The organism is Roseibium sp. AS2 (genome assembly GCF_038900065.1).
Classification (GTDB): Bacteria; Pseudomonadota; Alphaproteobacteria; order Rhizobiales; family Stappiaceae; genus Roseibium.
On sequence record NZ_JBBMQN010000001.1, the window covers coordinates 173013 to 195893 of the forward strand.

Genomic DNA, 22881 nt, shown 5'->3' on the forward strand with positions numbered 1-22881 from the left:
CGGCATTCTCTCCGGCAGGATTTCCAGGTTTTTCGTGGGAAAGATCACACCGCGGCGGAACGTACACCACGGTGTGATGTCGGGCCTAGTTCAGCGCGAAGGTCTCGAGGTCACCGGCATTCGAGCTGTTGATCAGGACGCAATCCATCAATTGCTTTTCGTCCTGACCGGTTGAACCCGTCCGCAGGTATTGATCGGCCTGCTCCACCGCGATCTGGGCCTGGCGGTAGGCGGGCTGCAGCACGGTGGCCTTGATGCCGCCTTCCAGGATCGAGTCGCGGACATCGTTGCTGCCATCAAAACCGACAACGATCACGTCCGTCCGTCCGGCAGCCTTGAGTGCCGCCCAGGCCCCCATGGCCATGGTGTCATTGCCCGAAATGACGCCTTTGATTTCGGGGGTCGCCTGAAGGATGGTTTCCATCTTTTCGTAGGCTTCGGTCTGGCTCCAGTTCGCCGACTGCTGAGCGACCATCTCCAGATCCGGATACTGGTCGATCACATCATGATAGCCTGCGGAACGAATGCCGGCGTTGGTGTCTGCCTCGCGGCCGAGCAGCTCGGCATATTTGCCTTCCTCGCCCATCAGCCTGACAAACTCTTCCGCGCCAAGCTGCGCTCCCTGGTAGTTGTTGGAGACGATCTGCGACACCGCGATGCCTGTTTCCTTGATCTCGCGATCGATGAGGAAAGAGGGGATGCCTGCTTCCTTGGCCCGGCGCACGGGAGCAACGGTCGCATCGGCCCCCGCATTGTCGAGGATAATGGCATTCGCACCACGGGCAATTGCCGTATCGAACAGCTGGTTCTGCTTGTTCGGGTCATCGTCGTGAACAAGCACCAGGGTTTCGTAGCCAAGTTCTTCGGCTCTTTTCTGAGCGCCCTCGGCTTCCGCCTTGAAGAACGGGTTGTCGTGGGACGGCGTGATGATCGCGATCAGATCAGCCGCCGAGGCATAGGCAGGCGCAAGCAGCGTCGCCATGACGGCGGCTCCGGCCAAAAGGGTTCTTTTTGTAAGATTCATGGTTTCCTCCCGAAAATGTTTCATTCCCAGTCTGGCAACACGGGACCTCTCCCAGGTTCCCTGTTGCCACTTCGAACGGCCTGCGGTCCACAATGCAGGCAGCTCAATCAGGTGATCTGCCGGATGCTTTCCTTGATTTCGTCCGGCTTGAACACGCCGATCCAGTCGTCCCGCATGAGACGTTTTTTACCGTTGGTGATGGCCTTGTTGCAGGCGTCGGAGAAGACGCCGTCGACCTCTCCCATGACAACCGCACCAAGAATATTCATGTGACCAAGCAGGAAGTCCCGGGCGGTTTCCCGGTCGACACCTTGCCGGACGACCTCATCCATGGCCTCTTTCATGACCACAAGCAGAGTTGCGCAGACGGTCTCCGACAATCCCGGCTCAAGAAGCGCCATCTGCTCAACCGTGACCCGATGGGAGCGCAGGATTGGCTGGAAGATCGTCCGGGCGATCTCTTCGCCCACCGCATAATCCTCTTGCGGCCCTTGCATGAGGGCGCTCACGATTGCCTGCTTGGCAGCGATGCCGCCGAAATAGTCGTGCTTGGCAGGCATCTGCGTTTCGTCGTTGAAGATCGGCGGATGGCAGGGATGGGTGACGAAATAGGTCACATCCTTGCGATCCGGGAAGTGCCCGGCAAAGGGAGCTGCCGCATCCAATGCGATCAGCATCGTTCCTGGCGCCAATTTGTCGATGATACTTTCCGCAACCGCCCTGATCGCCGTGTCCGGCACGGCAAGAATAACGGCGCGCGCGCCCTCAAGAGCGGCGTCCGTGTCAACACAATCGACACCGACTTCAGCCTTGAGCCGCTCTTTGCCGGCATCGCTGACTTCGACATGGGCAACGTTAAATCGGGAGCCTTTCAGGTTCTGGGAGAGACGCACTCCCATTTTTCCTCCCGCACCGATGAGCGCGATTTTCATGTTTCCTCCAAATTTGTTGAACGAATAAATTCACACACAAATCACATTGTCAACTGGTATGATAAGTTGCTAATCATATATCTGAAGTTCAACCAGAAACGGGGATGAGGACAGGAATGGGGAGGCTCTTTGCAACGTATGATCTTGAAACGCCGACAAGCCTGGAGCGGGCAGCCGAGGTAATCGCGGGTGAGCAATCCTCGGGAACATTTCTGAGACTGCCGGGAGAAACAGACCGGTTGAGGGAGCGTTCCGGGGCAAGGGTCGAGCAGATCACCGTGTCATCGACGAGCAGCACACCGTCGCTTCCGTGCCGGATCGGCGCGGACATCCATACGCGCGGCGAGATCGTTCTCTCCTGGCCGCTCGACAACATGGGCACGTCCCTTCCCAACGTCATGGCAACGGTTGCGGGCAACCTGTTCGAACTTGCGGAAGTGTCCGCACTTCGTCTGACGGACATTTCCCTGCCAGAAGAATTCGCCAGTGCATATCCGGGCCCGGCGTTCGGCCGGCAGGGCACTCGGGCACTCGCCGGCGTCAGTGACCGGCCGATGATCGGAACGATCGTCAAGCCGAGTGTCGGCCTCTCTCCTCAGGGGACCGCATCACTTGTCGAAAGGCTCGTCGAAGGCGGGATTGATTTCATCAAGGACGACGAGCTCCAGGCAAACGGCCCCCATTGTCCGTTCGAGGATCGCTTGCGCGAGGTGATGAAGGTGATCGATACGCATGCGAACCGCACCGGCAGGAAGGTCATGTACGCATTCAACATCACCGACGAGCTGGACGTGATGCGCCACAATGCCGACCTCGTGCAGCAGGCCGGCGGCACCTGCGCGATGGTAAGCCTGTTTCCACTCGGTCTCACGGGACTGAGTGCCATCAGGCGGCACATCGATCTGCCACTTCATTGTCACCGGAACGGCTGGGGAATTTATTCGAGATCACCGGATATCGGCATCTCGTTCCGGGTCTGGCAGAAATTCTGGAGGCTCGCCGGGGCGGACCATCTGCATGTCAACGGGATTGCAAACAAGTTTACCGAACCCGACGCGACCGTCATCGAGAATGCCCGCTCACTCGACGATCCGTTGTCGAGCGAACACGGATATCAGGCGATGCCGGTCTTCTCGTCGGGACAGACCGCCGTTCAGATGGAAGCGACCTGCAAGGCGATCGGGCATACGGACTTTATCTATTGCGCAGGGGGCGGGATCATGGGTCATCCCGGCGGTGTCGCCGGAGGCGTCGCCAGCCTGAAGCAGGCGGCGGAGGCCGCCATTGGCGGGGTTCCGGCGCATGTTTTTGCAAAAGACCACAAGGAGCTTTCCCAGGCCCTGGACCTGTTCGGGGACAAGGACGGCGCCGGAGAGAGGACATGACAGGCGCGCTCTTCATTTCCTACTATGGTGACGACTTCACCGGATCAACGGACGTGATGGAAGCCCTGACGACGGGAGGCATCGAAACCGTCCTCTTCACCTCCATTCCGGACAAGAAACAGCTCGCAAGGTTCAAACACTGCCGTGCGGTCGGCCTGGCAGGCATCAGCCGAAGTCAGGCCCCCGGCTGGATGTCCGAGACCCTTCCGGCAATCTTCTCCTGGCTGAAGTCACTCGATGCACGGTTTTGCCACTACAAGACCTGCTCGACTTTCGACAGTTCTCCGGAAAAGGGATCTATCGGCCGCGCCCTTGAAATCGGACTGGAAACATTCAGCCAGCGACGAACCGCGGTTGTCGTTGGCGCGCCTCAGCTTCGTCGCTACACCTTTTTCGGCACTCTTTTCGCGGCCTACGGCGAACAGGTCTACAGGATCGACAGGCACCCGGTGATGAGCAGGCACCCGGCAACGCCGATGCACGAGGCAGACCTGATCGAACACCTGTCCCTGCAGACGGATCTGCCCTTTGAATGCCTGACCCCACTGGACGGTTCCATCGCCGCCCCTCGCACCCACCAGGCCCGAGAAACCGGTCAGGCGCGCACCGCCAGTCGCCTGATCGATGTCTACGACAGCTTGTCCCAGGCGGCGGCGGGAGGCCATATCGAGGACAACAGGCAGGATCTCGGACCTTTCATTGCCGGGTCGTCCGGCGTCGAATATGCCCTTCTGAGAAGATGGCGGGAACTCGACCTGCTGCCGCCTCCAGCGGTGTCGCGGCCGCTGGCCGCCCGGTCTCGCATTGCGGTTGTCTCGGGAAGCTGTTCGCCGACAACCGCGCGCCAGATCGAAACCGCTGAAAAGAGAGGGTTCGAAGGCGTGCCGGTCGATTTCAATGCACTGGCAACCGGAAACGGACTGCAGCAGGAAGCCGATCGCATCTTGCAGATTGCGTCCACGGCGCTGGAGGCCGGACAAAGCCCGGTCCTCTACACGGCAAAGGGCAAGGCGGCGGACCCTGTGTCAGGCCCCTTGAACCTTGACGGCGTCGGAAAGACGCTTGGACGCCTGCTGGCCACCCTCAAGGACAGGCATCACCTGGAGCGAGTGGCCGTCGCGGGCGGTGATACATCAAGCCATGCTCTCGCGGAATTGGATGTTTTTGCCCTGACCCTCCGGCAGGCTATCCCCACCACACCCGGCTCACCGGTTTGCACCGCTCATACACGGGGCGGGTCAGAATTCGAAATAGCGCTGAAAGGAGGGCAGATCGGAACTGACACCTATTTTGCGGATCTTCGCGACGGCACATTCGAGACCTGATCGGCAACAGGCGCATGATCCTCCGGCGGGTGGCTGCCAGTGGTGCCAATGCTATCGGTATTGTCAGTGTTGTCAGTGTTTTAAGGGACGTGGCGTGTCCTCGTTGCGACCGCATTGCCGGGTCCTCGTTCAGGCAAGGCGCGACTGGCATCGAACGTCCGACGAGGCGTTGCCAAGCCCTGCCTGGAACGCGCTCACTTCCGGCGGAGATCCTTCTTGACCGTGACAGGGCGGTCATCAATCGCCGGGTTGCCGGCGTGCCCGTCAAGGTCGTCGTCCCGGTTCAGGGTTTCGACGGGGTCATGGTCCGGATCGTTCCCGGTGCGGCCCCGGGCGACATCCTTGCGACGCTGATCCTGAAACACCCCGACAGCGCCCTGTCGATCACACTGGCCGAAACGGAGCATTCCGACGATCTGGCGGAGGTTGCGGCTGTCCACAGCAACGAACGCCAGATCATCGCGCGGTCGTGACGGTGTGCCGACCACATTCCAAGGCACCAAAAACAGCGCGCGTCTCGGCACTGCTCCTTCCTCGAAGGTGGATGCAAGCAGGTAGGTTCCCGCTCGTCTTCAAGGAAGCAAGGAGCTGTGTTCCGGGTGTTCATATTTCTGCCTTGCGAAGAAATCCTGCCGGTCACCGTAACCTGTATAAATCCCTGGAATGGGGCAATCTTTTGCCTTCTGGACCCTGGAATTTCGCCCCCCAAAACCGACATTCGTTCGGACAAAATTCTGCTGTAGCTCCCGGCCCTTTTCTGGCATTCGTTTTGACCGAATGGAAACTCCATTCCCCGCCCGAACCAACGCAGCATCACATGGAATGTCAGCTTTGTTCGGAGCGCACCTCGTGTGAATTGTCGGCCTCCAGCAGGCGTATTTTCAAGAAGTCGATGACCTCTCGCGCGGTCGCGATATCGTCTGCTGACAGGCCCTTTGAGAGATCATTTATCCAGGGAATTTGTAACGCGATCGCAGATTCGAACAGTTCTTTACCTTTTGCAGTCAATAGCACAAGGTGTGCCCTCTTATGATGCGGGTTTGGTCCGAATTCGACGATCCGTTCTTTTTCCAACTCATTCACGATGCGTTGAACACCTTGTCGGTGAACGCCCATCGTGCGCGCGTGCCACGCAACCGATTCTGGTCTTTCAGCGTAGGCAACCGCTCCAAGAACCTGCCAGCGCGCGCTGGTCAATCCAAGTTCCGCGACCAATCTGTCCCCGGCGAGTTGTAGTCGACCGTTCAGCCGAAAAACATCGAGTATCAACGCAGTCAATGCTTCGCCCTCATTGGTCCAACGTTCTTCCGCCATACCGCCTCCTCGTTTTTATTTGACAACATGTTGTCATTGTGGTTTCTAGCTCCAATATATGACAACATGACACCAAATTGAACCAAGGTTCAAGGAGTAACGATATGGTCAACTTCAAACCCCTCGATCCCGAGTTTCCAATCGAACAGCAACTGGACGTCGATGCCGGGCCAATTGTTCTCATCAACCTTTTCACAGTAGATCCGGTCGACCAGGACGCGTTGGTGGAAGCTTGGAGGTGCGATGCTCTCTGGATGAAAAAACAGGCAGGTTACATAAGCACTCAACTGCATAAGGCCATTGGCGATGGCAGCATGTACCTCAACTATGCAGTTTGGGAATCCGTTGCCGACTTCCGCGCGGCCTTCTCCAACCCCGAATTTCAGCAACAGCTTAGCCACTATCCTTCAAGCGCAGTGACGGCTCCTCACCTGTTCGAGAAAGTCGCCGTACCAAACTGCTGCGCGGCTTGATGAATTCAGCGTGACTTCAAAATTGGAAGAACAACAATGAAAACAAAGGCTCACGCTTTTGCAGGTAGCATTGGCTTCCTGATGATACTGCTGTTTTGGACATCCACGGTGATCAGCGAGTTGTTTACGAACCACGAGACAATCGCAGCCGTCAAAGCGTTGATCCTATACGGCACGTTTATCCTCATACCTGCCATGGCCATTGCTGGCGGATCAGGAATGGTCATGGGACGACGACGCAAAGATGTGCTGACGAAGGTCAAGAAAAAACGTATGCCCATCATCGCGTTGAACGGTTTGATTATCCTTGTGCCAGCGGCGTGGTTTTTGGCTGGCAAAGCTGCCGCTGGCGAACTCGATAGCACCTTTTACATCGTTCAAGTCGTTGAACTGATCGCTGGTGCGGCAAACCTCACCATGATGGGGTTGAACATTCGTGACGGTCTAAGGATGACCGGGAAAATTCGGTGGGCACGCTAACGGCGCGGATCGAACTGTCTTTTTCCAATCTAAAATTAGACATCGAGGGGACGGAGCGAAAGCTCATCTAGTTTCGCTGTATTGCCGTTGCTTCTGGCTGCGGCAAATGCCCGCTGCCCGCCCCTATTGACCTTCGCACGTCACGAAATGAACGGCAGCTTTGCAATACGGGCCGAAATCCCGTGAACGCCCGACTTGAAGGCGTGAAGCGGGCGGATTGCGTTCGAGCCGGCACGGGAGAACAACCGTCTCAGTTTTTACCACATTCAGATATTCGAAACATATCCTGGCCCGGAAGGTCATAGAGGACCGGGAATTCCGGGCGATTTTCTGCGATGCGCCCGTGCTCAGGGCGTTGGAACGAGACCGTAGGCAGCGTTTGCATTGCACGTGGGTTCGGGCCTTTTTCGCGATCCGCTCACCGCGTCTCCTCACAGCCACCCGATCAGCGCATCGGCACAGAAGCCGGCGAACAGGATCCAGCCGTAGGTGGTGTTGGAGCGGAACAGTTTCAGGCACTGGTCGCCGTCGTCGATGTCCAGGACGATGACCTGCCAGCCCAGATGCGCAACCCCGGCCACAATGCCGACAAAGGCAGCCGGGCCCGCGTCTGCGACGGTGGCGGCCAGCATGAACAGTCCGGTGGCGGCGGTATAGAGCAGGATCAGGGCCGGTTTGGTGCGCGCGCCGAACAGCCGCGCCGTCGATCTGACACCGACCAGCGCGTCGTCTTCCTTGTCCTGATGGGCGTAGATCGTGTCGTAGCCGATGGTCCAGCAGATGCCGCCGAGATACAGCAGCACCGGCGCCCAGCCCAGCGATCCGAACACCGCCGCCCAGCCCATCAGCGCGCCCCAGGAAAAGGCAAAGCCCAGGAAAAGCTGCGGCCAGTTGGTGATCCGCTTCATGAACGGATAGATGGCCACCGGTATCAGCGAGGCGATACCGAGCCCGATCGCGAAGGTGTTGAACTGCAGAAGCACCACAAGGCCGAGCAGCGCCTGCAGCAGCAGAAAGATCTTCACCTGCAATTTCGTGATCTGTCCGGCAGGGATCGGCCGCGACCGGGTCCGCTCCACCTTTGCATCGATGTCGACATCGACCAGGTCGTTATAGGTGCAGCCCGCGCCGCGCATGGCCACGGCGCCGATGAGGAACAGCGCCAGGTGCCACGGGTTCGGCCAGCCGTTTCCGGCGGCAATCGCAGCCAGCGCGGCGGACCACCAGCAAGGCCACAACAATAGCCACCAGCCGATCGGACGTTCCCAGCGTGCAAGCCTTGCATAGGGACGCAAGGCCGGTGGCAGCCTTGTGTCCACCCAGTGCTGATTGACCGCGTCGGCGACAGGGCCGGTGTCCTTGGTGGAGAAGATCATGTCTGGTGCCTATCCGCATTGGCGCTGAATCGCCCGCGCGATCCGTTCCGGGTCCGGGTCCCGGCATTCCTACCTATATTTGAGATGAACTTCATCCCGCAACAGGCCATAGTGCCGCTGTCGTGTGCGACCCTTCTCGAAATACGGAGTATGTTGTGATGTTATCCTCAAGAGACACACTCGCGATCCTGCTCTCCCTCGCCGTCACGCTGGCCGCCTCGCCTGCGATTTCCTTCGCGCAGACGCCGCCTCCGCCGCGTCCCGGCGCGGACGGGCCGCCGCCGAAGCCCGGTGGTGGTGGCCGCGGTGGCGAGCTCAACGAGAGCCATGCCGATTCGACCGGTGCGCAGGAGATCATCGGCGAGATCTGGGTCGACAACTGGTTCAGGCTTTTTGTCAATGGAGCGCCCCTTCTGGAAGACAGCGTCGCCTACAGGACCGAACGGTCCTTCAACGCGGAACGGGTCACCTTCAGCGCCGACCTGCCGATGACCCTTGCGTTCGAGTTCCGCGACTTCATGGAGAATGAAACCGGGCTTGAATATATCGGCACACGGCGCCAGCAAATGGGCGACGGCGGTGCCATCGCACAATTCCGGGACCGTGCCAGCGGCAAGCTGCTGACGGTGACCGGTGCGGACTGGCGCTGCCTGACGGTTCAGGCGGCCCCTGCCGATGCATCCTGCGCGCGCGCGCAAAACCCGGATGTGTCCCTGCCTGCTTGCGCGCCCACACGCACGTCCGTTCCGGACACCTGGACGGCGCCCGGGTTCGACGACAGCGGCTGGCCCCATGCCACGGTGCACAGCGCCCGCGATGTCGGCCCGAAACACGGTTATGACCGGGTGGACTGGGACCGGTCCGCGAAACTCATCTGGGGACCTGACCTGAAAAAGGACAACATCCTTTATTGCCGCGTCACGGTGGGCGGCTGATCGGGCGGATGCCAGAAAGGTATCTGGACACGCAACCGGCATGACGCATTCGTGTGCGTTTGCGGCGTGCTGGCGCCCGTGCTAGACCCCGCCCAGCGCCGGGTGCCGCTTCAGGCAGTCCCGGCCCGACCCGCATCAACCTGGTTCTAAAGAGACTGTCCGCTGATGAAACTCCTCCTGATCGGTTCCGGTGGCCGCGAACATGCGCTGGCCTGGGCATTGGCAAAGTCCCCCGGACTGACGAAGCTGTACGCGGCGCCGGGCAATGCCGGCATTGCCGAGATCGCGGAACTGACGAGCCTGAACGTCGAGGACCATGGTGCGATCATCGACTTCTGCCATGCCATGGACGTCGACCTTGTCGTGATCGGCCCCGAAGCGCCTCTGGTGGCCGGACTGGTCGACGATCTGGAGGAGGCCGGCATCAAGGCGTTCGGTCCGTCCAGGGCGGCCGCGCAGCTTGAAGGGTCGAAAGCCTTCACCAAGGGGGTGTGCGACGAAGCCGGCATTCCGACCGCCGGGTACGGCCGCTTCAGCGACGTGGAAGCCGCCCTCGCCCATGTCCGCGAGACAGGCGCACCGATCGTCGTCAAGGCGGACGGGCTGGCCGCGGGCAAGGGGGTCGTTGTGGCGATGACACTCGAGGAAGCCGAACAGGCCGTCACCGCCTGCTTCGAAGGCTCCTTCGGCGCGGCCGGCGCCGAAGTCGTGATCGAGGAATTCCTGGAAGGCGAGGAAGCGAGCTTCTTCGTGCTTTCCGACGGGACCAACGCGCTGGCGCTTGCCACCGCCCAGGACCACAAACGCGCGCATGATGGCGACCAGGGGCCCAACACCGGTGGAATGGGCGCCTATTCACCGGCGCCGGTCATGACCGACGCGGTGATTTCCGAGGTCATGCGCAGGATCATCGAGCCAACGATCAAGACACTGGCTGAGCGGGGCACGCCCTTCAAGGGGGTGCTTTTCGCCGGTCTCATGATCACCGGCGACGGTCCGAAACTGATTGAATACAACACACGATTCGGCGACCCGGAGTGCCAGGTGCTGATGATGCGCCTGGAGAGCGACCTGCTGGATCTCCTTCTGGCCAGCGTCGAGGGACGGCTCGACCAGGCCACCGCCGACTGGCGCGACGAAGCCGCCCTGACCGTGGTCATGGCCGCCGGAGGATACCCGGGCAGCTATGAAAAAGGCACGGAAATCCGCGGACTGACTGCAGCCGGCAAGGATGACGTTGCGGTCTTTCACGCCGGCACGAAGCGCGACGGGGACCGGATCCTCGCCAATGGCGGCCGCGTTCTCGGCGTGACCGCCCTCGGCGCAACCGTGCGCGAGGCCCGGGAACGTGCCTATGCCTCCGTGAAAACCATCGACTGGCCGGACGGGTTCTGCCGGAGCGATATCGGCTGGCGCGCAATCGAACGCGAAACCGAAGGCTGATCCGGCACCGAACCGGGCGGGAGAGACGGACTTGAACAGCAGTTTGCCCGACTTGTTTCCCGGATTCGACACTCGAACGGTCGATGTCAACGGCACGCGCCTGTTTTGCCGGATCGGCGGGTCCGGCCCGCCGCTCCTGCTGCTGCACGGCTATCCGCAGTCCCACGTCTGCTGGCACAAGATCGCGCCCGCGCTTGCCGAACATTTCACCGTGGTTGCGGCGGATCTGCCCGGATACGGCCAGTCCTCGGTGCCGGACCTGTCCGGGGATCACGCCGCCTATTCCAAACGGGCCATGGCGACGGGTCTCGCCGGCTTGATGCAGGCCCTGGGACATGATCGCTTTTCTCTGGCCGGCCATGACCGAGGCGGCCGCGTCGCCTACCGGATGGCACTCGACCATCCCGCACGGATCGACCGTCTCGCGGTGCTCGATATCCTGCCGACCAGCGACTACTGGGTCAGGATGGACAGGCTCTTCGGGCTGAAAGTCTATCACTGGACGTTCCTGGCGCAGCCGGCTCCGTTTCCCGAGAACATGATTGCCGCCGCGGCCGTGCCCTTTCTGGAACACACCCTTGCGAGCTGGACCGCGGCGAAGAGCCTGCGGTGTTTTTCGCCGGAGGCCTTGGCCCACACCCGAGCCTGGTTTCGCGATCCCGCCCGGATCGCCGCGACCTGCGAGGACTACCGCGCCGGCGCGACGCTTGATTACGACCACGACAGACAGACCCTCGACGCCGGACTGAAGATCGCGATGCCGCTTTTGGCACTGTGGGGCGACCAGGGCATTGCAAGCAGTGTCGACGCGCCTCTGGCTGTGTGGCGCGCCTGGTCCGACACTGTGGAGGGAACCGGGCTGCCCGGAGGGCATTTTCTGCCGGAGGAAGCGCCCGACGAGACTTTGGAAGCACTCCTGATGTTTTTTCGCAGATAAATTCGGAAGAAACTATCACGAATATTCAGATAAGCGCCTACTTTTCACCCCCGACGCGCCTTCTTATTGCGTAATCTTGAGCAAAAGGCAGCATTCTTTTCTTAACGATAACTTAAAAATTTATTCAAAACAATTTAACCATTCACGATTATTGCTAAAAATGGCAGTGATCGTTCGCGCAAGGTAAGCCCCGTCCGGGGGCTATAAAAACCGCGGCCCGTTCCTGCCGGAAAAGGTACAGCCCGGGGCTGACCGGGGGACGGGTGCGACGCGTGGGAAAACAAGGTTCAGGTTTCCAGGAATGCGATCTCGCGCGAAAGCCAAAGCCACGGCTTCGCGGGCTCAATGCATGCCTCGACATGATGCTCGACAAATGCTGCAGGGACGAAACCCGGTTCAGCAAACCGCTTCGCGCCGTCTTTCTGTCCTTTCTCGGCCTCACCGTGGCCGTCCTGACCTTTCAGAATATTGTCTCGGAGTACCGCAGCCTGCGTGAGCCGCAGGACCTGACCGTCCGGACCACCGAAAGGCTGCTGGCCCACCAGCGCGCGCTCGGAGGCGAGGCCCTCGACCTGGCGGTCGAGGCGGTGAGTGCGGACAATGCCCTTTTGAGCGCGGTTCGAAACAACGATCGGGACGAGATCAAACGGGTCGCCGACGGCGTGTTCGCGCGCAAGGCGGCCGATCTCAACATCGCTGAACTGACACTTTTTTCAGCGGATCGGCAATTCATCTACCGGGCACGTGACGACGACAGAGCGCCGCGTGAAGACACCAGTTTTCAATCTGAACTGAATTCCAGTCTCATCCGCCAGACCAACGGCATCGGCTTCGGACCGAACGATGAATTCGTGGTCTCCGTGTTGCGCCCATGGATCTCCGATGGAAACCTGGTCGGCTACCTGAAGCTGGCGATCAACATCGAAAAGTCGCTTGCGCTGGCCAGTTCCGCGGTCGACGGGCAGATTATCAAGCTTTGCAAGGTCAGCGAGGCAGGCGGCCCTGAGGCCAATACAATCCGCTACAGGGCGCTCGGAGACCTCACGCCGGCCTCGCTGGATTTCGACGCCGTGATTGCCGGCATCACCGACGTGAACGGCCTCAACCGGTTTTTCCTGCAAGACAACAAGATCTTCACCTTGCGTGATCTGCCGATCCCGGTGATCAGCAAGGATCGCGAAGTCCGCCTGGTGCTGGTGAAAGACATCACCGGCAATGTCTGGTCATTCGTCAAGGGGACGCTGCTGTCCCTGTTTGCGGGCATCGGCCTGGTCCTTCTGGCCTGGACCGTCGTTTTCTGTCTGCTCACAAGGCTGCAGTCTTCCGTCCAGAAGACACAGGCCCGCCTGGAGGACGAAGTTCTTCAAAACACCCGCAAGCTCGAGCATAGAACGCTTCAATTGACCGAGGCCCAACACATTGCCAATGTCGGCAGTTGGGAACTGGACTTCGCGACCAAGGAAATCTGGGCATCGGACGAGTTTTACCGGATCATGCGTCTCCCCCCGGGCCTGAGCGCTTCCGAAATTCAGCAGCATGTTGTCGCCCGCATTCCCGAAGACGAACGCAGCAAGGTCCTGGCCGCCGTGCGCACGGCGGTCACCACCCGCGGCGAATTCGATTTCGAGCACACGCTCTATCAGGAAGACGGCAGCCAGAATTATCTGCATATGCGCGGCTATGTGCTCGCCGGTTCTGACGGGAAAACGGCCAAGCTGGTCGGCATCGCCCATGACATCACCGAGCGCCGTATGGCAGAACGCAGAAATCACCTGCTTGCCAGTATTCTGGAGTCGTCCCTCAACGAAATCTACATCCTGAATTCCAGCACCTTTCGTATCGAATACGCCAACGAATGCGCCCTCAGGAATCTCGGTTACGGACATGATGAACTGAAGTCCCAATGCATCTGGGACATCAATCCGGTCTACGATCTGCGCACGGTTCGCCGCTATGTGACGCCCCTTCTGTCGGGCGAGAAGGAAAGCCTCACGGTGGAAAGCGTTCACAGGCGCAAGGACAGCAGCGAGTATCCCGTCGACCTTCAGGTTCAGCTTGTCCGCGGCCAGGACCGCAACCTGTTCGTCGCCATTGCAAACGACATCTCGGAACGTGTGCAACGCGAGAACGAAACCCGTGAAGCCAAGGTCCGTGCCGAGCGCCTTGCCTATTTCGACCCCCTAACCAAGCTTTCGAACCGCGCCGGATGCCAGCGCGACGCCAAGCAGCGTTTCGCCACCGACAAGAAGCCGGCCTTTCTGGTGCATGTCGACATGGACGGTTTCAAGCGGGTCAACGATACGCTCGGCCACCTCGCCGGTGACCAGTGCCTTGAGGAAACCGGGCGCAGGCTCCGGGAAGTCTGCCGCGGCCTCGGCACGGCTTACCGCTGGGGGGGCGACGAATTCGTCATACTCGCGGAGAACAGCGCCTCCGACCCGAACGAATTGTGCGAACGGGCACGCCGCATCATGCGGCAGCCGATGGATTACCACGGCAACCGCTTCTGGCCGACGGTCAGCATGGGTCTGGCCCTTTGCCCGGAGGACGGCGACGTCTTCGACACGTTGCTGGTCAACGCCGATCTTGCCCTCTACCAGTCCAAGGAGAACGGCAAGGACCGCTACACCTATTTCAGGCCCGACATGAGGAAGGACAGCGAAGCGGAGGCGAAGATCGAACTGGAACTCAAGGATGCGGTCAAGAACGACCTGTTTTTCCTGGAGTTTCAACCGCAGGTCAATCTCCGCTCCCAGACCGTGACAGGCGTCGAAGCCCTCGTCCGCTGGCAGCATCCGGACCGCGGCGTGGTGTCCCCGGGAGAATTCCTGCCGGTTGTCGAAAAGTCGGGGCTGGCCCCGATCCTGGGAGAGATCGTCATCGACAAGGCCTTGTCCGCCGCACGGCAGTGGCTGGATGACGGTCTGGACTTCGGACGTGTCTCGGTGAACATTTCCCCCTCTCACCTGGCCTCCGGCAAGCTGCTGGATCACTTCAGTGTGGCCATGGCAAGACATGGCGTCGGCCCGGAGCGGATCACCGCCGAAGTGCTTGAATCGGTCTTTCTGAATGACACGAAATCAGGACACCTGACGCCCCTGAGGCAATTGTTCGATCTGGGCGTTCATATCGAACTGGACGACTTCGGCACCGGCTACGCGTCGCTGTCGCACGTGACGGACCTGCCCATCAACGGCCTGAAGGTCGACAAGTCGTTCACGCAACAGATGCTGCAGGATCCCAAGAAGGAGATCGTGGTCAACCAGCTCATCCATCTGGCGCGCTCACTGGACATCGACGTGATTTGCGAGGGCGTCGAAACGGAAGCGCAATACGACCGATTGCGGATGATGGGAGATTTCTCCATCCAGGGTTTCCTGATCGCCAGGCCGATGCCGTTCGACCAGGTCAGCGGCTGGATGTCCGAGTCGTCCAACGATCTCTACTTCATGGTCTGATCACCGAGGGAATTTCACCACCCATTCCGGCGACCGTTCCCTCCGACCCGTTGTTTTTCCCAATGCGCTGTCCTTGGAAAGTGCCCCTCGAGGCCCCACCTGCCCCTGCATGAACAGCAGAGCCCGGACCCTGACCATGCTCCCTCCCCCGGTATCTCCCCGCATCGGCCTTGCCCTTGGCGGCGGCGGCGCGCGCGGCCTTGCCCATATTCCCGTCCTTGAAGCGCTCGACGATCTCGGGCTGAAACCCGTTCAGATATCCGGGACATCGATCGGAGCGATCATGGGGGCAGCTTACGCGGGCGGGCGCAGCGGCCAGGAAATCCGGGAACTCGCGCTGGAAATATTCGCGGACCGCAATTCCGTCCTGTCGCGCCTGTGGCAGCTCAGGCCGAAGCGGTTCGTGGACATGTTCCGGTCCGCCCCTATTCAATTCGATCCGGAACGGGTGCTCGAGGTGTTCATCGGCAAATTTCTGCCGGACAGCTTCGAGGACCTCGAGATTCCGCTGCGCATTCTCGCCACCGATTTCTACGGCTGCGAGGAAGTGGACTTCGAAAGCGGACCGCTGCTGCCGGCGCTTGCCGCCTCCATCGCGATTCCCGCGATCTTCCGTCCCGTGCGCTATGCCGGCCACCATCTGATCGACGGCGGCGTCGTCAATCCGCTCCCTTTCGACGGGTTGCGCTCAAACTGCGACATCGTGATTGCCGTCGATGTCGTCGGCGCGCCGGTGCCCCGGGACGAAAGGGACGATATCAGCATGCTGGATTCCCTGTTCGGCTCGTCGCAAATCCTGATGCAGACCATCACCAGGCAAAAACTCAAGCTCGAGCAACCGGATATCCTGGTCAGGCCACCGAATGATACGATCCGCGTGCTGGACTTCATGAAGGCAGAACGAATTCTCGACAAGGCCGAAACCCTGCGAGCAGTTACACGGGAACAACTGACAAATCTGATAAAAGAACCTATGAACGTTACTTGACAGCAACATTCGTATAATTGACCAGAAAAATCATATTTATTAAAAATAACTTTCCCTTTAATAATCCGTTAACATTATTGCTGAATAGTTTGCTTTAGGTATCGGGAGCAAACCAATGACGCCATCAGGATCCTCAGATTTGGAAAGCTGTCCGGTTTCGGACGATCTTCTGAAACGGCTGCTGGACACAACTTTCAATGCAGTGACCGACGTCGCAGGCCAGTTGTCGGAAGACCAGCGGGCCGCTCTCGCCGTCTATTGCTATCGCCGGGCCCATTTCCGCCGTCTGGGCCTGACCCTGGCCGCGCTGTGCAGTCAGCATGCGCTTGTGACCGAGGCAGGCCACGCCGGCGAACTGATCTTCCGTCAGGCAAAATCCGCCACACCGACGGACGCCGACATGGACATCCGTCCAAGGGGGGCCAAAGCCCCGGTCAGTCTTCACGTGGTTTGAATGTGCCATTCCGGGGCTGGTCCTTCCTCCCGCCCGCCCCCACCTCAGGCAACCTTCTTGGCAGCCCACCTGCAAGTTGGTTGCCTTTTCTTTTGGCATCCGGACACCGCCGCCCCCGGATTTCAGGCAATCCGGCACCGGAATGGCCTGAATACCCCAGGAATACTGCCGAATTCCAAGGAACACCAAAGAGTGTTGATTACGGCTTGCCACCGCCGTGCCGGCCGCTACTCTTAATGAGGTAGACCCGAACCCGGATGGCTTCCCATGGCTTTGCTTCTTTCCGCCCTTTTCAGGTTTCTGCCCACCCGACGAGGCCTGCGCCGATCATGCGCGCTGCTGAGCCTTGCCCCGCTCCTCATTGCCGCCTCGCCTGCCCATGCGGTTTGCCAGCTTGTTGCAAAGGCGCCCCTCAACGCACCGTCCGCAGATGACGTCCGGATCTGGCGGGCAGACCTGCAGGCCGGTGAGGTCCAGATCCGCTATATCGGTCATTCCACCTTCGAACTCGAGACCCCCGCGGGCATCCGGATCGCGACCGACTACAATGACAGCGTCCGTCCGTTCCTGCCGCCCACGATTGCGACCATGAACGGCGCCCACAGCACCCATCATTCCATCAATCCCGACCCGAACATCGAACAACTGCTTTTCGGCTGGAACCCGAAGGGCGGCCCCATCGACCACGACCTGACGGTCGGGGATGTGCGGGTCCGTAACATCCAGACCAACATCCGCGGCTGGGACGGAGAAGACCGGCGCCTCGGCAATTCCATCTTCATCTTCGAGGTCGCGGACCTGTGCATTGCCCATCTCGGCCACCTGCACCACAGGCTGACACGGGAAGACCTGACCCGGCTCGGCCAGATCGACGTCGTATTTGCCGCGATCGACAATTCCTCGACCCTGCGGCTCGACAGCCTGATGGACGTTCTGGAAAACATCGGCCCGTCGATGGTCATCCCGATGCATTTTCATTTCGCCGGAGCGCTGCAAGCCTTCACGGGCCGCGCCCGGGAGGCCGGCTACGAGATCGTGCCGGCGCAGAGCCCTTCGCTGATTGTCAGCCGCTCAAGCCTGCCGATCAGGCAGACCGTCTATGTCATGATGCCCGGAGGCGCCTGAAAACCTAAGGAAGACGATCTGGCTGTCGCCCGCCTTGCGGCTGTCCAGAACTTCAAATCCGTCAGGGACGTCGATCTCCACGGAGGCGCGCTCTTCAAGAACGCAAATGGCGTCCTGTTTCAGCCATCCGCCCAGGGCGGCCGATGCCAGCGCCTTTTCACCCAGTTGACGGTCATAGGGGGGATCGGCGAACACCAGTTCGAATGGCTCGACGGTGCCGGCCGCGCCGAGCTTCGTGGCGTCACGGCGGAATATCTTGGCCGCGCCGTTGAGCCCAAGCGTTTCCATGTTGCTGCGGATCAGGCCCCTGGCCTCCGCACCTTCCTCGATGAACGTGCCGTGACGTGCGCCCCGGCTGATCGCCTCGAAACCGAGAGCGCCGGTGCCGGCAAACAGATCCAGAACCCGGAAACCGGTCAGGTCGACATCAAGGCCATGGGCGAGAATGTTGAAGATCGTCTCGCGCAGCCGGTCGCTTGTCGGCCGTGTCGCCTGGGACTTCGGCGCGGCAAGCGCTGCGCCCTTGAAGCGGCCTGCGACAATTCTCACGAACGGCCTCCACCCCGAGGTCCTTTACCGCCTTTCGGCGGACCGTTCCGGTCGCGCTTATCAATGTCGCTTCTGGTTTGCTGGCGCTTGTCTTCCACCAGCCCCTCGTCACCCCAGATCCGGCGCGTCGGGGGACTGGGCCGGTCCTGGGAGGTGTCCTTGCGCGGCCTCGGCGCTGATGTCATGCGGAACTGCGAGCGCGGCGAGACCTTTTCGAGTTTCGGGCCGGACGGCTTGCGTTTGCCCGGTTTGCCGCCTTTGTCCCGCTCGGCGCGGGCACTGTCCGCGCGTTTGGACTTCGACGCCTTGTGCCGGTCCGTCTCCGACTTTCCTTCGCGGGCGGTCATCCATTTTCCCTGCCCCCCCTCACGGCGTTCGCCGGAAGGTTTCTGGCCGGTGGATCTGTCTCCCGGCGTTCTGGCACCGGCGGATCTTGTGCCAGCGGATCTTGTGCCGGCGGATCGCGTTCCGGCTTCTCCGGCTTCGGATCTCCTGCCACCAGTTGCCCTGCCTCCGGGCGCTCTTTCGCCGGAGGGTCTGTCACCGCTGCGGCCGCTTTTCTGGCGCACTCCGGAGGACTTCTTCTCCGGCTCCGGCGTGAACAAGTTGAACAGGGGCGCCTCGAAGTCCGCGCCAGCTTCTTCGGCCAATGTCTCGCCGAGCTGATCGCGCAGGACACGTCCGCGGATCTCGCGGACCTCGCCTTCGGGCATGTCCATCAACTGGAACGGGCCGTAGGACAGACGGATCAGGCGGTTCACGGTCAGTCCGAGATGTTCCAGAACGCGTTTGACTTCCCGGTTCTTGCCTTCGCGCAGACCGACGGTCATCCAGCTGTTGCCGCCCTGCTCCTTGTCGAGCGTTGCCTCGATCGCGCCGTAGAGCACGCCCTCGATCGCGATCCCGTCCTTCAGGCTGTCCAGATCGGCCTGGGTGATCCTGCCGAAGGCGCGCACGCGGTAGCGGCGCAGCCAGCCGGTGGACGGCAGCTCCAGGACCCGGGCAAGTCCGCCGTCATTTGTCAGCAGCAGCAGGCCCTCGGTATTGATGTCCAGGCGGCCGACGGTCAGGACCCGCGGCAGGTCCTTCGGCAGCCGGGCGAACACGGTCGGGCGGCCTTCGGGATCCTTGTTGGTGGTCACCAGGCCACGGGGCTTGTGATAAAGCCAGAGGCGCGTGCGCTCGCGGGTCGGCAACGGGTTGCCGTCGACGACAACCTTGTCCTTGCCGGTGACCGTGATCGCGGGTGTCGTCAGCACCTGGCCGTTGAGTTCGACCCGGCCGCTTTCGATCCAGCTTTCCGCGTCCCGGCGCGAACACAGACCGGCGCGCGCCATCACCTTGGCAATCCGCTCGCCACGCTCGGCAGTATCGTCGGCACCACGGGCCGCGACAACCGGCATCGACATCGGCGCCTCTTTCGACGCAGAGCGGCGTTTGTCGCGCCCCTGATCCTTCGGGGAGGCCGGACGCTTCGGTGACATTTTTCTTTTGGCGCTCCGCTCTCCGCCGTCTCGGGCAGTGTCGGAGCCATGCGCAACGGCTTTCGGTGCCGCCTTCGCCGCATCCTTCGGCGCCGGGCGGCGTTTTTCCGCCGTGCGTTTGTCGCGCCCCTGGTCTTTTGATGCGGCCGGGCGCCGGGGAGGTGATTTTCTTGTCGTCATGCGCGCGTCATAGCAGAGCTTGGGCCTTTCGGGAATCGGTTGTTTTCAGCAATCGTCAAATGGCCGGCCTTTTCCGGATACAAATTCCACCCTGTTTTTCCCGGCGGAAATTGGTGGCCGGGGCTGACGGCATCCGCAATTCCGACTAAACAAATCCATATGAACCCGATTGACCCCACCAGCACCGAGATCCAATGAGCGGCCCGGCACCCGGTGCGCACCAGGGCTCCTTCATGGACCTGGCCCTGGAAGAGGCGAAAAAGGCCGCCTCCAGGGGAGAAGTGCCCGTCGGCGCGGTCGTCGTGCTGGGGGACCGGGTTGTTGCCCGCGACGGCAACCGCACACTGGAACGGAACGACCCGACCGCCCATGCGGAAATCCTGGTGATCCGCGCAGCCTGCGAAGAAATGAATTCGCAGCGCCTGCCCGACTGCGACCTCTATGTCACGCTGGAGCCCTGCCCGATGTGCGCGGGCGCGATCTCCTTTGCCCGTATCCGCAGGCTGTATTACGGTGCGGGCGACGAAAAAGGCGGGGCGGTCGATCACGGTACCCGGTTCTTCAGTCAGCCGACCTGCCACCACGCCCCGGATGTCTATTCGGGAATTGGCGAGGTGCCCTCTGCAAATCTGCTGAGGACCTTTTTTAGCTCCAGGCGCTGAGCGCACACCCAGCGTTGCCCGGAGGCAACAACTGCTCAGAAATACACTCACAAGTGTAAATGTGATCCACCTGATGATTGTGCTGTCATTTACCGCTGCCACAATCGCATGCGGGGGCATTCCGCTATGAGTTCGGAGTTTGAAATGACACGTCACGCACTTCTTGGATCGATCGCCGGCATCCTGGCCATGGCCAGTCCTGCACAATCCGCCGACCTGCCGATCGCGCCGGAGCCGGTTGACTACGTTCGCGTCTGCGATGCCTACGGCTCGCGCTTTTACTACATTCCGGGCACCGAAACCTGCCTGCGCGTCGGCGGCCGCGTCCGTGTCGATACCAGGTTCCGCAATTTCGGCGAGAAAGAAAACGCATGGAGCACGCGCAGCGCCGACGGCCTGCAACTGCGCACACGCGGCTATCTGTATCTCGATGCCAGAACGGCAACCGAGTTCGGAACCCTGCGCTCCTATATCAGCTACTACGGGCAAGTGCAGAACGGCACCGAGAGCTTCTCGGTCGACAACGTCTATATCCAGTGGGGCGGCCTGACAGCCGGTTTCACATCGTCCTATTTCGATTTCTTCACCGGCTATTCCTTTGGCGCCCAGATCGAATCCTACTCCGATCAGGACACCAACCTGATCGGCTACACCTACGCCCTTGGCAACGGGTTCAATGCGTCCGTGGCCGTCGAGGACGGGGCCAACAGGCAGGCCGGCGTCGGCTTCAACAACGGCGTACAGGGCTACGGCGGCACGCGCATGCCGGACTTCACCGGCGCACTTGCCCTCAAGCAGGGCTGGGGCGAAGTCCAGATCATGGGCGCATTGCACCAGATCTACGCCAACGCACTGGTCAACAGCACCGGCGGCGGCTCCGAGGACGAACTCGGCTGGGCCCTCGGCGCGGCTGGCGAAGTCAAGTTCGGCGGTATCGGGCAAGGTGGCCGTGCCGCCCTTCAGGTCGTCTACACCGACGGCGCCAGCGCCTACGGTTCCACGGGCTGGAACAGCCGGATCACCGATGCGGTCGTGGTCGGCAACGGCATCGACACCACCAAGACGATCAACGTTTTCGGCGGCGTCAGCCTGGGCCTGACCAATACGATCGAAGTCAACCTGCAAGGCGGCTACCACAACGTGGACGGCGGCACCAACGCGTATGATTTCACCCAGTGGGACGCGACCGTCAACGCGGTCTGGGAACCGGTTTCCGGCTTCATCATGGGCCCGGAACTGCAGTACCGCGATCTGGATTTCAACACCGCGTCCGGTCTCGACGACACCTACGAACTGTATGGCACGTTCCGCGTTCAGCGGACCTTCTGAGGACACTGTTCGCGTTCCCCACTGCGCAGCCCGGGCCGACCGGCCCGGGTCACAAGTCCGGCAATCTGCCGAAATCTTGTCAGCAGTCCGCCACATCCAGGGAATTGCCGCCCTCGCGCCGCTCTTCCGGCGAAGCGCATAGCCGCGTATCGCGCCACGTCTCCAGAACAGCGTTCCAGAGACCCTTGTCCCAAAGATCCCCGTGTCCGGCACCGTCGACGATGACACTGCGTTTCGGATCCCCGGCCCGTTCAAACAGGTCTCTGCCATGGGCGACGGGGATGAGCCGGTCCTTCGACCCGTGAACGATCAGCACCGGGGCCGCGACATCGCCGATGCGGTCGCGGGTCGGCATCGGATCCTTCATCAGCAGAGTGACCGGCAGCCACGGATATTGCGCGGACGCAAGATCGACAAGTGCGGTGTAGGGCGCTTCCAGAACAAGCAGACCGGCCTGGGGACGCGCGGCGGCCACCGCCGTTGCGACGCCGGTCCCGAGGCTTTCGCCGTGAAGGACAACGGGCGCACCGGACTGGGCGGCCCTGTCGAAGTGTTCCAGGGCATCGGAGATCAGCGCGGCCTCGGACGGGCTGCCTTCGCTGCCGGCATAACCACGATAACTTGGTGCGTAAAGGCCGAAACCACTGTCCAGGATTCGCCTGAAGCGGTTCGATCTGCTGGAGACATTACCGGAGTTTCCGTGGAAATAGACGACGGTTGGCGCTCCGGGCCGCGTGGGGCCGGCCCGCCAGACGGCGACCTGCGTCCCGTCCGCCATCGCGACGGTTTCAACATCGACACCGGGAAGGCCCTTCTCCGCCGGGGCGGCGAGCGTTCCCGTCGGCACGAAAACAAAGCCGCGCTGGTTCAGATACATGTAGCCTGCCGCCATGCAATAGGCGATGACGACGACGATCGCCGGACCGGATAGAAGCCCGGCTGCCCGCCGCAGCAAGCCGCCTGCCCGCCGCGCGCGCCCGCCAGTCCCGTTCGCATCGGATTCGCTCATGCAGCCTTCTCCATCCCGC

General features: G+C 61.1%; 21 protein-coding genes. 14 read left to right on the plus strand and 7 right to left on the minus strand.

Translation table 11 applies throughout. From position 1 onward, the window contains the following. Positions 1–85: 85 nt before the first annotated feature. Together WNZ15_RS00790 and WNZ15_RS00795 are read right to left on the minus strand one after the other, a co-directional pair. Positions 86–1024: a D-ribose ABC transporter substrate-binding protein gene (locus WNZ15_RS00790; RefSeq protein ID WP_342891024.1), complete on the minus strand. Its 939-nt coding sequence runs from the start codon at positions 1022–1024 to the stop codon at positions 86–88. Between the two features lie 107 nt (positions 1025–1131). Then, positions 1132–1956 (minus strand): phosphogluconate dehydrogenase C-terminal domain-containing protein, encoded by an 825-nt coding sequence (locus WNZ15_RS00795; RefSeq protein WP_342891025.1) that lies wholly within the window; start codon positions 1954–1956, stop codon positions 1132–1134. A 116-nt stretch (positions 1957–2072) separates the two neighbouring features. Here WNZ15_RS00795 and WNZ15_RS00800 point away from each other — a divergent pair, with 116 nt between their 5' ends. From WNZ15_RS00800 to WNZ15_RS00810, 3 genes are all read left to right on the plus strand, one after another. Then, positions 2073–3341 (plus strand): ribulose-bisphosphate carboxylase large subunit family protein, encoded by a 1269-nt coding sequence (locus WNZ15_RS00800; protein WP_342891026.1) that lies wholly within the window; start codon positions 2073–2075, stop codon positions 3339–3341. Beyond that, the gene (locus tag WNZ15_RS00805; protein WP_342891027.1) at positions 3338–4666 is read left to right on the plus strand and encodes a four-carbon acid sugar kinase family protein; all 1329 of its coding nucleotides are present in this window, start codon (positions 3338–3340) and stop codon (positions 4664–4666) included. Before WNZ15_RS00800 ends, WNZ15_RS00805 begins: the two co-directional genes overlap by 4 nt. Before the next feature lie 257 nt (positions 4667–4923). Further along, positions 4924–5139, plus strand: coding sequence for a hypothetical protein (locus tag WNZ15_RS00810; RefSeq protein WP_342891028.1), 216 nt, complete (start codon positions 4924–4926; stop codon positions 5137–5139). 352 nt (positions 5140–5491) lie between these two features. Here WNZ15_RS00810 and WNZ15_RS00815 read toward each other — a convergent pair whose 3' ends face one another. Beyond that, positions 5492–5980, minus strand: a complete 489-nt coding sequence (locus WNZ15_RS00815; RefSeq protein ID WP_342891029.1) for a MarR family transcriptional regulator — start codon at positions 5978–5980, stop codon at positions 5492–5494. 104 nt (positions 5981–6084) lie between these two features. Here WNZ15_RS00815 and WNZ15_RS00820 point away from each other — a divergent pair, with 104 nt between their 5' ends. Next, a complete protein-coding gene (locus tag WNZ15_RS00820) occupies positions 6085–6453 on the plus strand; it encodes an antibiotic biosynthesis monooxygenase family protein (RefSeq protein WP_342891030.1) in 369 nt (122 codons plus the stop codon). A gap of 36 nt (positions 6454–6489) precedes the next feature. After that, complete coding sequence (locus WNZ15_RS00825) at positions 6490–6933, plus strand: hypothetical protein (RefSeq protein ID WP_342891031.1); 444 nt, start codon at positions 6490–6492, stop codon at positions 6931–6933. A gap of 431 nt (positions 6934–7364) precedes the next feature. On the opposite strand, the gene ubiA is transcribed toward WNZ15_RS00825, so the two are convergent. Beyond that, complete coding sequence (gene ubiA / locus WNZ15_RS00830; protein WP_342891032.1) at positions 7365–8309, minus strand: 4-hydroxybenzoate octaprenyltransferase; 945 nt, start codon at positions 8307–8309, stop codon at positions 7365–7367. Between the two features lie 158 nt (positions 8310–8467). Between ubiA and WNZ15_RS00835 the strand changes: the two genes are divergently transcribed. From WNZ15_RS00835 to WNZ15_RS00865, 7 genes are all read left to right on the plus strand, one after another. Continuing rightward, positions 8468–9244, plus strand: a complete 777-nt coding sequence (locus WNZ15_RS00835; protein WP_342891033.1) for a PEBP family protein — start codon at positions 8468–8470, stop codon at positions 9242–9244. Between the two features lie 165 nt (positions 9245–9409). Then, positions 9410–10687 carry a phosphoribosylamine--glycine ligase gene (gene purD, locus WNZ15_RS00840; protein ID WP_342891034.1) on the plus strand — a complete coding sequence of 426 codons (1278 nt, stop codon included), beginning with the start codon at positions 9410–9412 and terminating at the stop codon, positions 10685–10687. A 31-nt stretch (positions 10688–10718) separates the two neighbouring features. Then, on the plus strand, positions 10719–11624 hold the full coding sequence (locus WNZ15_RS00845) for an alpha/beta hydrolase (protein ID WP_342891035.1): 906 nt from the start codon (positions 10719–10721) through the stop codon (positions 11622–11624). 359 nt (positions 11625–11983) lie between these two features. Next, complete coding sequence (locus WNZ15_RS00850; protein ID WP_342891036.1) at positions 11984–15082, plus strand: EAL domain-containing protein; 3099 nt, start codon at positions 11984–11986, stop codon at positions 15080–15082. 136 nt (positions 15083–15218) lie between these two features. Next, the gene (locus tag WNZ15_RS00855) at positions 15219–16070 is read left to right on the plus strand and encodes a patatin-like phospholipase family protein (protein WP_342891037.1); all 852 of its coding nucleotides are present in this window, start codon (positions 15219–15221) and stop codon (positions 16068–16070) included. 139 nt (positions 16071–16209) lie between these two features. Further along, on the plus strand, positions 16210–16524 hold the full coding sequence (locus tag WNZ15_RS00860) for a hypothetical protein (RefSeq protein ID WP_342891038.1): 315 nt from the start codon (positions 16210–16212) through the stop codon (positions 16522–16524). Between the two features lie 267 nt (positions 16525–16791). Then, positions 16792–17649 (plus strand): MBL fold metallo-hydrolase, encoded by an 858-nt coding sequence (locus tag WNZ15_RS00865; protein ID WP_342891039.1) that lies wholly within the window; start codon positions 16792–16794, stop codon positions 17647–17649. On the opposite strand, the gene rsmD is transcribed toward WNZ15_RS00865, so the two are convergent. Continuing rightward, positions 17596–18198 carry a 16S rRNA (guanine(966)-N(2))-methyltransferase RsmD gene (rsmD, locus tag WNZ15_RS00870; RefSeq protein ID WP_342891040.1) on the minus strand — a complete coding sequence of 201 codons (603 nt, stop codon included), beginning with the start codon at positions 18196–18198 and terminating at the stop codon, positions 17596–17598. The genes WNZ15_RS00865 and rsmD overlap by 54 nt on opposite strands. Beyond that, the gene (locus WNZ15_RS00875) at positions 18195–19607 is read right to left on the minus strand and encodes a pseudouridine synthase (RefSeq protein ID WP_342891041.1); all 1413 of its coding nucleotides are present in this window, start codon (positions 19605–19607) and stop codon (positions 18195–18197) included. The genes rsmD and WNZ15_RS00875 overlap by 4 nt, the downstream gene beginning before the upstream one ends. A gap of 449 nt (positions 19608–20056) precedes the next feature. On the opposite strand from WNZ15_RS00875, the gene WNZ15_RS00880 reads away from it, so the two are divergent. Together WNZ15_RS00880 and WNZ15_RS00885 are read left to right on the plus strand one after the other, a co-directional pair. Continuing rightward, the gene (locus tag WNZ15_RS00880) at positions 20057–20524 is read left to right on the plus strand and encodes a nucleoside deaminase (RefSeq protein ID WP_342891042.1); all 468 of its coding nucleotides are present in this window, start codon (positions 20057–20059) and stop codon (positions 20522–20524) included. Positions 20525–20668: 144 nt separating this feature from the next. After that, positions 20669–21853, plus strand: coding sequence for a porin (locus tag WNZ15_RS00885; protein ID WP_342891043.1), 1185 nt, complete (start codon positions 20669–20671; stop codon positions 21851–21853). Positions 21854–21932: 79 nt separating this feature from the next. On the opposite strand, the gene WNZ15_RS00890 is transcribed toward WNZ15_RS00885, so the two are convergent. Then, entirely contained in the window at positions 21933–22862 is a 930-nt protein-coding gene (locus WNZ15_RS00890) for an alpha/beta hydrolase (protein WP_342891044.1), read from the minus strand. Positions 22863–22881 lie beyond the last annotated feature (19 nt).

Coding starts and splice junctions, on each gene's coding strand:
- WNZ15_RS00790 (WP_342891024.1), bottom strand. CDS start 1,024: ATGAATCTTACAAAAAGAACCCTTTTGGCCGGAGCCGCCGTCATGGCG.
- WNZ15_RS00795 (WP_342891025.1), bottom strand. CDS start 1,956: ATGAAAATCGCGCTCATCGGTGCGGGAGGAAAAATGGGAGTGCGTCTC.
- WNZ15_RS00800 (WP_342891026.1), top strand. CDS start 2,073: ATGGGGAGGCTCTTTGCAACGTATGATCTTGAAACGCCGACAAGCCTG.
- WNZ15_RS00805 (WP_342891027.1), top strand. CDS start 3,338: ATGACAGGCGCGCTCTTCATTTCCTACTATGGTGACGACTTCACCGGA.
- WNZ15_RS00815 (WP_342891029.1), bottom strand. CDS start 5,980: ATGGCGGAAGAACGTTGGACCAATGAGGGCGAAGCATTGACTGCGTTG.
- WNZ15_RS00820 (WP_342891030.1), top strand. CDS start 6,085: ATGGTCAACTTCAAACCCCTCGATCCCGAGTTTCCAATCGAACAGCAA.
- WNZ15_RS00825 (WP_342891031.1), top strand. CDS start 6,490: ATGAAAACAAAGGCTCACGCTTTTGCAGGTAGCATTGGCTTCCTGATG.
- ubiA (WP_342891032.1), bottom strand. CDS start 8,309: ATGATCTTCTCCACCAAGGACACCGGCCCTGTCGCCGACGCGGTCAAT.
- WNZ15_RS00835 (WP_342891033.1), top strand. CDS start 8,468: ATGTTATCCTCAAGAGACACACTCGCGATCCTGCTCTCCCTCGCCGTC.
- purD (WP_342891034.1), top strand. CDS start 9,410: ATGAAACTCCTCCTGATCGGTTCCGGTGGCCGCGAACATGCGCTGGCC.
- WNZ15_RS00850 (WP_342891036.1), top strand. CDS start 11,984: ATGATGCTCGACAAATGCTGCAGGGACGAAACCCGGTTCAGCAAACCG.
- WNZ15_RS00855 (WP_342891037.1), top strand. CDS start 15,219: ATGCTCCCTCCCCCGGTATCTCCCCGCATCGGCCTTGCCCTTGGCGGC.
- WNZ15_RS00865 (WP_342891039.1), top strand. CDS start 16,792: ATGGCTTTGCTTCTTTCCGCCCTTTTCAGGTTTCTGCCCACCCGACGA.
- WNZ15_RS00875 (WP_342891041.1), bottom strand. CDS start 19,607: ATGTCGATGCCGGTTGTCGCGGCCCGTGGTGCCGACGATACTGCCGAG.
- WNZ15_RS00880 (WP_342891042.1), top strand. CDS start 20,057: ATGAGCGGCCCGGCACCCGGTGCGCACCAGGGCTCCTTCATGGACCTG.
- WNZ15_RS00885 (WP_342891043.1), top strand. CDS start 20,669: ATGACACGTCACGCACTTCTTGGATCGATCGCCGGCATCCTGGCCATG.
- WNZ15_RS00890 (WP_342891044.1), bottom strand. CDS start 22,862: ATGAGCGAATCCGATGCGAACGGGACTGGCGGGCGCGCGCGGCGGGCA.